Consider the following 13,844-nt stretch of genomic DNA (forward strand, 5'->3'; position numbering starts at 1 on the left):
CCGTCAAACTATACCGATGCGTTGGCGCCTATTGGGCGTCCGACGGCGAATACCCGGATTTATCTGCTGGATGACCACGGGCAGCCAGTGCCATTGGGGGCGGTGGGGGAGCTGTATATTGGTGGCGCCGGTGTGACGCGGGGCTATCTCAATCGCCCTGACCTGACTGCCGAGCGTTTCCTGACGGATCCGTTTAGTGATGACGTTGATGCCCGGATGTACCGCACCGGGGATTTGGCCCGTTATTTGCCGGATGGCAATCTGGTATTTGTTGGCCGTAATGACCAGCAGGTTAAAATCCGCGGTTTCCGGATTGAACCGGGTGAAATCGAAGCCCGGTTGACAGAATATCCTGCGGTACGCGAAGCGTGGGTGCTGGCGCTGGGTGACGGGCAGGACAAACGTCTGGTCGCCTATGTTGTGGCAGAAGAAGATAACGGATTGGCGGCCCGTTTGCATGAACATCTGAGTGCTATTTTACCTGACTATATGGTACCGGCGGCCTTTGTGCGTCTGGACGCCTTCCCGCTGACGCCAAACGGCAAGCTGGATCGGCAGGCGTTGCCGGCGCCGGATCAGAATGCCTTTGCCCGTCAGGTTTACCAAGCGCCGCAAGGGGAGACAGAAACAGCATTGGCGGCTATCTGGCGTGAATTATTAGGCATTAAGCAGATAGGCCGGCATGACAATTTCTTTGCGCTGGGGGGGCATTCACTGTTGGCGGTACGGGTTATAAATCGTATCGCCGCTTTCGGTGTTGAATTGCCGCTGGTTGCCTTATTTATGTCACCGTCACTGGCGGCCTTTGCGGAGAGGATCAGCGCCCAGCGCAATAATGTAGGAGGGGATAAATTGTCTGAGATTATTCCCGTATCCCGTAATAGCGCTTTACCGTTGTCATTCGCTCAACAGCGTCTGTGGTTCCTGGCGCAGTTTGATGGCGTCAGTGATACCTATCACATTCCGCTGGCACTGCATTTGCGTGGTCAGCTTAATATTACCGCTTGGCAGCAGGCGCTGAATAGTCTGTTTGCCCGCCACGAAGCGCTGCGTTCAGTCTTTATCATGGTTGACGGTCAACCTCAGGTTGAACTGTTGCCGGCGGAGTTTGGTCTGCCGGTGAAACAATACGATTTGCGTAACGCGTTTGAAGTTGATGAGCAACTTAAGCTTCTGTGCATACAGGAAGCAGAAACGCCATTTGATCTTGCTCGCGGTCCCTTAATCCGTTGCGTGCTGATACAACGGGCCGATGAGGATTACGTCTTCTTGCTGACTCAGCATCACATTGTGTCCGATGGTTGGTCTTTAGGGATAGTGAAATCAGAACTGGGCGCCCTTTATTCGGCCTGCTTGAATGAACAGTCTGCTCCATTGCCCTCGCTGGTTATTCAATATCCTGATTATGCTGCTTGGCAGCGTAAGGTATTCTCTGGTGAAGGGCTGCGGGCGCAGAGTGATTACTGGCGCTGCACGCTGGCCGATGCCCCGGTATTGCTGGAATTACCGACAGATCGGCCCCGTCCATCCCGGCAATCATTTACCGGCGGCCGGATACCGGTGCAGATTGATGCCACGTTAGTACGGGCTCTGAAACAGTTGGGACAACAGCACGGCGCCACATTGTTTATGACATTGCTGACCGCTTGGGCGGCATTATTGTCACGCCTGTCCGGGCAGGATGATCTGGTGATCGGCATACCGAGCGCCAACCGCAACCGGCGGGAGATCGAGTCGCTAATTGGATTCTTTGTCAATACCTTGGCATTGCGCATTGATTTGTCCGATACACCGGATATGGTCACGCTGCTCCAGCGTGTGCGGCAGACGACACTGGGCGTACAGGCGCATCAGGATCTGCCTTTTGAACAGGTGGTTGAGATCGTACAACCGCCCCGCAGACCGGAACATACCCCGCTATTTCAGGTGATGTTCGCCTGGCAGGAGAGTGACACAGAACAGTGGCAACTGCCGGGATTAGCGGTGACGTCAGTCGTACAGGGATACGATATTGCTAACTTCGATCTGCAACTGGAATTGACGGAGAAGGCAGGCGAGGTTGTTGGCGAACTGAATTATTCTTCTGCCTTGTTTGACCCTGAAACGATTGAAAGACAGGCCGGTTATTTGCAGGCTCTGTTGCGGGCGATGGTGAACTACCCTCAACAACCTGTCACGACTATCGACATTTTGTCATCCACTGAACGGGCGTTATTGCTGGAAAACTGGAATGCGACCGCAGCGCCGTATCCTGAGCAATTATGTGTTCATCAGTTGGTTGAACAACAGGTGGAGAAGACCCCGGACGCCATAGCGGTAAGGTATGAAAACCAGACACTCAGCTATGCCGAACTGAATGCCCGCGCCAACCGATTAGCTCATCAACTGATTGCATTAGGTGTAATACCAGACCAGCCGGTAGCCATTTGTGTGACACGATCACTGGAGAGAGTCGTGGGATTGCTGGCGGTGTTGAAAGCGGGCGGGGCTTATGTGCCATTGGATCCGGTTTATCCGGGTGAACGTCTGACTTACCTGCTCATTGATGCCGCGCCAACGATTTTGCTGGTGGATAATATTGGACGCGCGGCACTGGGTGAAGAAGCACTGGCGACGCTAACTGTGCTCGATCCAAATATCCTGCCAGATCAGCCAGACAACAACCCGCAGGTCCCTGATCTCACCTCACGGCATCTGGCGTATGTGATCTACACTTCCGGCTCCACCGGCAGACCGAAAGGGGTGATGATTGAACATCAGAGTGTGGTTAACCTGACGCTGGAACAAATTGCCCAGTTTGATGTTGGTGTAACCAGCCGGATGTTGCAGTTTGCCTCATTTGGCTTTGATGCCAGCGTCTGGGAAATCATGATGGCGCTGGGCAGTGGGGCCATGCTGGTTATTCCGACTGAAACAATCCGGCAAGACTCGCACCGTCTTTGGCACTATCTGGAAGAGCATTCGGTGACGCACGCCTGTCTGACACCGGCCATGTTCCACGATGGTGCTGGTTTGCCGGCGATAACGATAAAGCCCACATTAATATTTGCAGGGGAAGCGCCGGCTACCGCCCTGTTTCAGGCATTGTGCAGCCGGGCCGATTTGTTTAACGCTTATGGCCCGACAGAAATCACTGTTTGCGCCACCACTTGGAATTGTCCGTCAGACTATACCGGCGGATTAATTCCTATCGGTAGCCCGACAGTCAACAAGCGTGTCTATCTGTTGGACAAACACGGTCAGCCGGCGCCGCTGGGCGCAGTAGGTGAGTTATATATTGGCGGTGTGGGTGTGGCGCGTGGCTATCTCAATCGCCCTGAACTGACTGCCGAACGTTTCCTCACTGATCCGTTCAGTTATGAAACTGATGCCCGAATGTATCGCACCGGGGATTTGGCCCGTTACCTGCCGGACGGCAATCTGGTATTTGCCGGTCGTAATGACCAGCAGGTTAAAATCCGTGGTTTCCGTATTGAGCCGGGGGAAATCGAGGTGCATCTGACCGAACATCCGGCGGTGAGTGAAGCGTGGGTACTGGCGTTGGGTGATGGTCAGGATAAGCGTTTAGTTGCCTATGTAGTGGTAAATAATGCAGTGGCAGAAGCGGATAACGGACTGGCCGCCAGTCTGCGTGAACACCTGAGTGCTATTTTACCTGACTATATGGTACCGGCGGCTTTTGTACGTCTGGATGCCTTTCCGTTGACTCCGAACGGTAAATTGGATCGCCGGGCGTTGCCAGTGCCTGATCAACATGCCTTTGCCCGTCAGATTTACCAAGCGCCGCAAGGGGAAATTGAGACTGCGCTCGCCACTATCTGGAGTGAATTGCTGGAGGTTGAGCAGATTAGCCGGCACGACAGCTTCTTTGCTCTGGGTGGTCACTCGCTGCTGGCTGTCAGGATGATTGAACGTCTGCGGCGTAGAGGGCTGGGCGTATCGGTTCAAACGCTATTCGAGCATCCGACTCTCAGTGTTTTGGCCCAGTCTCTGGCGCAACATTGTGAAATCAGGGTGCCTGACAACGGCATTACACCGGATTCTCTTACACTGACGCCAGAAATGTTGCCGCTGATTGATCTGACTCAGCCTGAGATTGACCGCATAGTTGAACAAGTTCCGGGCGGGATTGCCAACATTCAGGATATCTATGTTCTGTCACCGCTACAGGATGGTATTTTATTCCACCATTTGCTGGCAAACGAAGGTGATCCTTATTTGCTGATAACCCAACAGGCTTTTGCAGATCGGCCTTTGCTGGACCGTTATCTGGCCGCGGTTCAACAGGTGGTTGACCGCCATGATATTCTGCGTACCGCGTTTATTTGGGAGGGGTTATCAGCTCCGGCTCAGGTGGTTTGTCGTCAGGTTCCCTTATTCATCACAGAATTGACACTCAATCCGGCTGACGGATCGATCAGTAACCAACTGGCCCAACGCTTTGATCAGCGCCGGCATCGTATTGACCTGAATCAGGCGCCGTTGTTGCGCTTTGTCATTGCTCAGGATACGGATGGCCGCTGTATCCTGCTACAACTGCTGCATCACCTGATTGGCGACCATACCACGTTGGAAGTGATGAACAGCGAGGTGCAGGCGTATCTTACCGGACGGGGAGACAGCTTGCCGGCTTCGACACCTTTCCGTCATCTGGTGGCGCAGGCCCGGTTGGGCGCCAGCCAGTCAGAACATACCCGTTTCTTTACCGATATGCTGGCGGCGGTGGATGAGCCGACGTTGCTGTTCGGATTGGCAGAAGTCCACCATGACGGCTCGCAGGTGACGGAATCGCACCGGATGTTGACGCTTACACTGAATAACCGTTTGCGTAATCAGGCTCGGCGGTTGGGCGTCAGTGTGGCGGCGCTGTGTCATTTAGCCTGGGCGCAGGTTTTGTCGCGTACCAGTGGTCAGAAACAAGTGGTGTTTGGCACGGTGTTGTTTGGGCGTATGCAGGCTGGCGAAGGCGCTGACAATGGCATGGGACTGTTTATTAATACCCTGCCGTTACGGTTGGATATGGATGAAACCCCGGTGCGGGAGAGTGTACAGTCCGCCCATACCCGATTGGCGGGATTGTTGGCGCATGAACATGCCTCACTGGCGCTGGCTCAACGTTGCAGTGGGGTAGCCAGTGGGACACCGCTATTCAATGCGCTGTTGAATTACCGGCATAATACCCAGCCGGTCACGCCGGATGAAATCATCAGCGGTATTGAATTCCTTGGCGCGCAGGAGCGGACCAACTACCCGTTTGTGTTGTCGGTAGAGGATGGTGGTTCCGATTTGGGGCTGACTGCTCAGGTTGTGCAGCCATTTGATCCGGAAAGGATATGCGGTTATATGCAGCAAGCGCTGGAAAGTCTGACAGAGGCGCTTGAACAGGCGCCGGAAACGCCGGTACAGACATTGGAAATCTTGCCGGAAACGGAGCGCACATTGTTGCTGAAAACCTGGAATGCGACTGAAACAACCTATCCTGACCAACTGTGTATTCATCAACTGTTTGAACAACAGGTGGAGAATGCCCCGGACGCCACCGCGTTGGTATATGAAAACCAATCCTTTAGCTATGCGGAATTGAATACCCGTGCCAACCGGCTGGCCCATCAGCTTATCGCGCTGGGTGTCGCGCCGGATCAACGGGTGGCGATTTGCGTGGCAAGTTCACCGGCGCGGATAGTCGGGCTGTTGGCCATATTGAAAGCGGGTGGCGCCTACGTGCCACTGGATCCCGCTTATCCGGGTGAGCGTCTGATTCATATTTTGACCGATGCTGAGCCGGCTATTTTGTTGGCAGATAATACCGGACGCTCAGCATTAAATGAGCAAATGCTTGCACAACAAGTTGTTCTTGATCCGAATTCATTGCCTGATCAGCCGGACAACAACCCACAAGTTGCCGCATTGACCTCTCGTCATCTGGCCTATGTGATTTACACCTCCGGTTCGACCGGTACGCCGAAAGGCGTGATGGTTGAACATTGTGGGCTGGTCAACCTTATCCGGGATAAAATCGCCCAGTTCGCCCTTCATTCCCATCGCCGGATGTTGCAATTCGCTTCATTTGGTTTCGATGCTAGTGTCTGGGAAATGATGATGACATTGGGCAGTGGCGCTAGCCTGGCTATTCCTGACGATGCTGTTCGCCAGGACCCGCGCCGCCTCTGGCATTATCTGGAAGAGCAATCGGTGACGCATGCTTGTTTGACGCCCGCCCTGCTGCGGGATGGCGCTGATTTACCGGCGATGACCATCAAACCAACATTAATACTGGGCGGTGAGGCTCCTAGTGTGGCTTTGCTCCAGGCACTGAGTGGCCGGGCAACGGTATTCAACGCCTATGGCCCGACAGAAATAACGGTTTGCGCCACCGTTTGGCGTTGTCCATCAGACTATCGGGATGGATTCATTCCTATTGGGTGTCCGACAGCCAATACCCGTGTTTATCTGCTGGATGCTGGCGGCCAGCCGGTGCCCTTGGGAACGGTGGGCGAGCTGTATATTGGTGGTACTGGTGTGGCGCGTGGCTATCTCAATCGTCCTGAACTGACTGGCGAACGTTTCCTTGCTGATCCGTTTAGTGACGCAGCCAATGCACGGATGTATCGCACCGGGGATTTGGTTCGCTACCTGCCGGACGGCAATCTGGTCTTTATTGGCCGCAACGACCAGCAGATTAAAATCCGTGGTTTCCGGATTGAACCGGGGGAAATAGAAGTTCGGCTGACAGAGCATTCCGCAGTACGTGAAGCGCTGGTATTGGCGCTGGGTGATGGGCAGGACAAACGTCTGGTTGCTTATGTAGTAGCAGAAGCGGATGACGGGCTGGTTAACCACTTGCGTGAACATCTGAGCGCGTCGTTGCCTGACTACATGGTACCGGCGGCCTTTGTACGTCTGGACGCATTCCCGCTGACACCTAACGGCAAACTGGATCGCCGGGCGCTCCCGGCACCGGGGGAGGAAGCCTTTGCCCGCCAGATTTACGCGCTGCCGCAAGGGGAAACGGAAACCGCACTCGCCGCTATTTGGCATGACTTACTGGGCGTTGAGCAGATAAGCCGGTATGACAGCTTCTTTGCCTTAGGGGGTCATTCATTGCTCGCGGTGCGGATGGTCGAACGCTTGCGTAACCTGGGTTTAACGCTGGCAGTACGTGACCTGTTCCAATCTCCTGTACTGTCTGAACTTGCTCAAACCTTGAAACTGAATCAGGGCGAAGGTGTGCCTGCCAACGTCATTACACCGGCAACGATGGCGTTGACGCCGGGAATGTTACCGTTGATTGATCTCACTCAGCCTGAGATTGATCACATCGTCGAACAGATACCGGGCGGGATCAGCAATATTCAGGATATCTATGCATTGTCGCCGTTACAGGACGGCATTCTGTTCCATCATCTACTGGCAAACGAAGGCGACCCCTATTTACTGGCCGGCCAGATGGCCTTTGCTGATCGGCCTCTATTGGACCGTTATCTGGCGGCGGTTCAACAGATAATTAACCGCCATGACATCCTGCGTACCGCTTTTATCTGGGAAGGATTATCGGTTCCTGCTCAGGTGGTTTGCCGTCAAGTGCGATTGTCGGTAACTGAACTGACACTGGATCCGGTTGACGGGCCGGTCAGTGACCAGTTAGCTCGATATTTTGATCCACGCCGACATCGTATTGATTTGGGACAGGCACCGTTGCTGCGCTTTGTCGTCGCGCCGGAGATTGATGGTCGCTGGATTGTACTGCAACTGATGCATCATCTGATTGGTGACCATACCGCACTGGATGTGATGAGCAACGAAGTTCAGGCCTATCTTGATGGACAGCTTGACGGACAGGAAAGCCACCTGCCTGCGCCGGTGCCTTTCCGCAATCTGGTGGCGCAGGCCCGGCTGGGGGTCAGTCAGGAGCAGCATGTTCGCTTCTTTACCGACATGCTGGCCGAGGTGGATGAACCCACGTTGCCATTCGGATTGACCGAGGTACATCATGATGGCTCGCAAATGACAGAATCGCACCGGATGTTGACCGCTGGGCTGAATGACCGCTTACGCGGACAGGCCCGGCGTCTGGGCGTGAGCCTGGCTGCCTTGTGTCATTTGGCCTGGGCGCAGGTATTGTCGCGTACCAGCGGACAGGAACAAGTAGTATTCGGCACAGTATTGTTCGGGCGCATGGCCGCCGGTGAAGGTGCAGACAATGGCATGGGACTGTTTATCAATACTTTACCGCTGCGGCTGGATATGGATGACACGCCGGTACAGGACAGTGTACTGGCGGCACATCGTCGGTTAGCGGGATTGTTGACACATGAACATGCGTCATTGGCGCTGGCTCAACGTTGCAGTGGGGTACAGGGTGGAACCCCGCTGTTCAGTACCTTGCTGAACTACCGGCACAACGCATTGCCGACGGCGTCGAATGAAATCATGGACGGTGTTGAATTCCTTGGCGCACAGGAGCGGACCAACTATCCGTTCACACTGTCAGTGGAGGATTTTGGCGAAGCGCTGGGGTTAACCGCGCAAATTGTCCGGCCATTTGACCCAGAGCGGGTATGTGGTTATATGCAACAAGCGCTGGAAAGTTTGGTGGCGGCACTTGAACAGGCCCCGGAAATGCCGGTACGGATGCTGGAAATCCTGCCTGAAACCGAGCGGAATTTGCTGCTTAAAATCTGGAACGCGACGGAAACTGCGTATCCTGACCAGCTGTGCATCCATCAACTATTTGAACAACAAACCGAGAAAAACCCTGATGCCACGGCGTTGATCTATGAAGAGCAAGCCGTCAGTTATGCGGAGCTGAATGCCTGTGCCAACCGGCTGGCTCATCAATTAATTGAACTGGGCGTGCAACCTGATCAACCGGTGGCGATTTGTGTGAAGCGTTCACCATCAAGGATTACAGGGCTATTGGCAGTACTGAAAGCGGGTGGCGCCTACGTACCGTTGGATCCGGCCTATCCGGGTGATCGTCTGGCTTATATGCTGAATGATGCCGCCCCGTCGGTGGTACTGGCGGATAATACCGGGCGTGCCGCACTGGGTGAAGAAGCACTTGCGAAATTAACCGTACTTGACCCGAACACCCTGCCTGATCAGCCGGACAACAACCCGCAGGTTCCTGCGCTAACTTCATGGCATCTGGCCTATGTGATTTATACTTCCGGCTCGACCGGTATGCCGAAAGGAGTGATGGTTGAACATCGTGGGTTGGTCAACCTTATCCGGGATAAAATCAACCAGTTTGACATTCATTCCCATAGCCGGATGTTGCAATTCGCCTCATTTGGTTTCGATGCCAGCGTCTGGGAAATCATGATGGCATTGTGTGGCGGCGCCACCTTGGATATTCCTGCCGACACGGTTCGTCAGGATCCGCTCCGTCTTTGGCATTATCTGGAAGAACAGGCGGTGACTCACGCCTGCCTGACACCGGCTCTGTTGCGGGATGGCGCCGATTTACCGGAGATAACCATAAGACCAACATTAATACTGGGCGGAGAAGCGCCCAGCGCGGCGCTGCTCCAGGCACTGCGTGGCCGGGCCACGCTGTTCAATGCTTATGGTCCGACAGAAATCACGGTATGTGCCACCACCTGGCGTTGTCCGGCAGATTATACTGATGCATTAACGCCTATTGGACGTCCAACGGCTAACACCTGTGTTTATCTGCTGGATGCTTGTGGTCAGCCGGTCCCATTGGGAGCGGCAGGAGAATTGTATCTCGGTGGTGACGGTGTGGCGCGTGGCTATCTCAATCGTCCTGACCTGACCGCTGAACGTTTCTTGGCTGACCCGTTTAGCCAGACACCGGATGCGCGGATGTACCGAACCGGGGATTTGGCCCGCTACCTGCCGGATGGCAACCTGATATTTATTGGCCGTAATGACCAGCAGGTTAAAATCCGCGGTTTCCGTATTGAGCCGGGGGAAATAGAGGCGCATCTGACCGAGCATCCGGCGGTGAGTGAAGCGTTGGTGCTGGCGTTGGGTGATGGTCAGGATAAGCGTTTAGTTGCCTATGTAGTGGCAAAAACGGATAACGGGCTGGCCGCCAGCCTGCGTGAACATCTGAGTGCTATTTTACCTGACTATATGGTACCGGCGGCTTTTGTGCGTCTGGATACCTTTCCGCTGACTCCGAACGGTAAATTAGATCGGCAGGCGTTGCCGGCGCCGGATCAGAATGCCTTTGCCCGCCAGGTTTACCAAGCGCCGCAAGGGGAAATTGAGACTGCGTTCGCCACTATCTGGAGTGAATTGCTGGAGGTTGAGCAAATAGGCCGGTATGACAATTTCTTTGCGTTGGGTGGACACTCGTTGCTTGCTATGCGGATGATAAACCTTGCCGCAGGCCGTGGTTTGATGTGTACATTGAATAACCTATTCCAATTCCCTGTGCTGGCTGAACTGGTATCAAAAATCACATTAGATCCACTGTCTCAGTCGCAAAGCAGTGCGATACCCGTGCGGCCATCCGGAATGGAGCCACCGCTATTCTTTGTGCCCAGCGGCATGGATGATTACTCTTATATCTTTGGATTAGCTCAACATATTCAGTCAGACTATCCGATTTATGCATTGCCTTGGCCGTCCATCAATGAAGAGCCGGTATCGACTATTGAAGCGTTGGCCGCCAAAATGATCACCTTTATGAAAGCGGTTCAACCGGAAGGCCGATACCGGATCTACGGTTACTCTTCTGGTGGTGTACTGGCTTATGCCATTGCCCAGCAACTTTTAAACGCCGGTGAGACCGTTGATTTCTTGGGTTTGATTGATACGCCAGCTCCTCACTGCTTCAAGCATCTGGTTATTCAACTAAAATTCCAGTTTCTTATTGAACTGGCAAGACAGTCGGGCGGGGAACATGAAGAGGAGATTGCGGTATTGCATCAGAGAATCGATAAACTGAATTTGGTGCAATTTATTGCTGCGGCGCAGGAACTGGAATTATACCCGGCAAATCTGCGTCCTGACTTGATCGCAAAACGTTGGGAACAGATGGGAAATTATATGCAAATGGTCAAAGAATATGAGCCACAAGTCTTGGCGATAACGCTCCATCAGTTCTATGCGATGGAGTCTTATCCGCAGATCCCTTTTGTTACGGAAGCCACATTACCCTCCTTGAGCATGGAACCGTCGTTAGGCTGGAAGCAGGTTGTGCCTGATTCTTCGCTCCAGCTAACATCTGTACCGGGCGACCACTTTAGCTTAATGGAGGATAGTGAAAATAAAACTATTTTGGCTAAAACCTTAAGCATGGCATTGGCAATGAATTGTGAAGCGGAGGCGGTGTAGTGTCAGTGATATTGCAGGAATAGCAAGCGATTATTGACGGCGATGTTGTCCGGTTAAAGGTATTTATAATGGCCGGACATCTCTCCCCAAATAAAATTAAGGTAAAGAACCCGCCACGCTTCTTATCGTTAAATCGATAAAAAGCGTGGCGGGTGTGGCTCTATTTATTGAAAAGCAAGTTATCCCTTTTTATTGAATTCTTTTGTTTACATAATTATTATTACTATTCAGTGCACTGTGAAAATAAATCTATCGCTTTATCTGAATCACAGTAGGGTAGATATTTTGTAAAAATATCACTAATAATATCCTTATTAATTCATTGTTTCTGACTATTTCTACCACGCATTATTCTGCATTGTAGAATTTATTCTCATTCGCATTAACCTGGCTGATAATTATTTCTTTTTTACTTTTTCTACTAAGTACTTGGCTTATTATGTTGTGAATATAAAAATGACTTTATCTGTATGATATTTTCATAACTAATTGAAAAAAATAAAGTATTAATATATCTCTCATTACCAAATTACGCTGTTAATAATAAAAAGAGAAGCCTTTATCATCTTGTAAAAATAAATGCAATATTTTTTTTAAAAAAATATCATATTGTTTAGGTTATATTTATATTTTGTGTGTTTTTTAAGTCATAAGTCAGTTCTTATGACTGATTTGTTTTGTGCAAAAAGTGCTGTAGGATAAAAAATGTCTTGATTTTAGATAAATCTGTTTAGAAAATAACCTTTCACTAGGAAATGGCCTGTCTGGTAAATTCATTTATTTATTGGCACGGTATTGTCGGTTTTCTCTTATTTGTTGCCTGGTTATCTGCCTGCTCTGAAATATCTGAATCCGGTTTTTTGTTTATGAGATGCGTAATGGCATGGTCATCATGCCATTCATGCCACCTTTATTTTTAAGGAACTGCTGGTGATACAGAGTTTTCAAAAAGAGTCCCTTAAAGTGCGTATTAATATCAAATTAGATTTACACACCGGTAGTGCGCAGAAAAAAGTTGAGTTGCCTCTGCAATTATTGGCGATGATTGAATTCAGCCCCGCAGTTAACCTGACGGTTCAAAATACCTTGGCTGAAAATGGCAGCGAAGAAAATATCGCATTCACTTTCCGGAAAATAAACGATTTCGAGTCTGAGCAAGTGGTCCGCCAAATTCCCCAACTGCCGGCTGCGCTGTTTACAGCCGGTCGAACGGGCATTGGGCAGGGCGTTCGACCGGCTCCTGCTAGCGACTGCAACAGGCGCCCGTTTTTTCACACACGTCGTCAGTGTAGGCGACATGAAAATCACCTGGACTGACCAGGTGTGATGGCGGGCGCCACAGGCCCCGCTATGGAACCCCTAAAACAAATTATGACCTTATGGGCCTCGGTATACGGCTATGGGCGGTAGCGTACCTGAAGCGACCGGGAAGCCAGTGGGAGAAAATGATGAACAACACCACCCCGGCGATCATTTTTGATCACAGCCGTTACAAACTGAAAGTCTGGAAAAATACCGCGCCGCTGGATGTGGTGGCGTTTAGCGGGCAGGAAGGCTTAAGCCAGCCTTTTCGTTACGTTATTGAATTCACCAGCCCGGAGAAAGATATCAAACCGGCGCAGATGCTGATGCGGGACGCCGCGTTTACCCAAATCGTCAGGCACATCGCAACCAGTTACGCCGGACAGAGTCCGAAGCGTTGGCGATTATGCTGGCTTTATTGCGTCGGGTCGCTGAACGCGATGCCTTTCATCATGTTCGTGATCTGGAGGCGTGTGCTTTGCATGGCTTGCTATACCACCCGGAGATCGATTTGCACCCCCGGATACAATCCTTGCTGTCCGGTGAGGAGGGTAACAGTACCCGTGGTTATGCTGATCGCACAGCCCGATTGCCAGAAAAAACGTGGCGGACGCTGGCGCGAGAATGCTGTCATCCCAAAACATCCATTATTCCTTCATAAAATAAGGAGATACAGTCATGAATCGACCATTATGCAAAATGTGTGAAGCAACCGGCCCGGCGCTGATGCCGGTACGTTATTCGGTGGTGCCGGATAGTCTCCATGAAACCTTGCCGGAATGGGCGGAGACGTCGTTTCCAGCGGCCAAAGGCTACCATTATGCGCTGCGCGCCTTACGGCAGGGTTTTTTATATGTTTATTATTGCAATGCCGGGATATTTGCTCAGGAGAGCTGGGAAACCTGGAGTATCAGCGAGGACGGGGCGCTGTGGAAGCAATACAATGCGCCTTTTGGTGTTTTCCCTAAGAAAACCGCAGATTGTCACGCCCCGACGCATCAGAGTACCAATGTAGAGTTTATCGTATTGCAGGATATCGCGCTGCGTCAGGATACCTGGCTGGCCTTCTCGCCGTCGGCCTGGAGTCCGGAGACAATACAGTATTATCACGATCACCCCGGCGCGCGGGAAAAGCGGATGCAGTGCGTGAAATCCTGGCAATGGCGAGGGGTGCCGGAAGGGGAGGGGATCAGCGAGGTCACGGCAGATACCCTGAATACGGTGATGGATTA

Annotated in this window: 2 protein-coding genes and 2 pseudogenes; all 4 read left to right on the forward strand. The window is 52.1% G+C overall.

Features of this window, described 5'->3' with window-relative positions; genetic code table 11:
* Window positions 1–21: 21 nt before the first annotated feature.
* Window positions 22–11,310, forward strand: a pseudogene (locus ABR397_RS20900) (amino acid adenylation domain-containing protein); the annotation flags it as partial.
* A gap of 930 nt (window positions 11,311–12,240) precedes the next feature.
* Window positions 12,241–12,627: a type VI secretion system contractile sheath small subunit gene (locus ABR397_RS20905; RefSeq protein ID WP_350307397.1), complete on the forward strand. Its 387-nt coding sequence runs from the start codon at window positions 12,241–12,243 to the stop codon at window positions 12,625–12,627.
* A gap of 131 nt (window positions 12,628–12,758) precedes the next feature.
* Window positions 12,759–12,959 (forward strand): annotated as a pseudogene (locus ABR397_RS25085) (hypothetical protein); the annotation flags it as partial.
* 331 nt (window positions 12,960–13,290) lie between these two features.
* On the forward strand, window positions 13,291–13,844 hold a 554-nt coding region (locus ABR397_RS20915; protein WP_350307399.1), incomplete at its 3' end, for a T6SS effector BTH_I2691 family protein.

The organism is Photorhabdus viridis (assembly GCF_040256935.1).
GTDB lineage: Bacteria > Pseudomonadota > Gammaproteobacteria > Enterobacterales > Enterobacteriaceae > Photorhabdus > Photorhabdus viridis.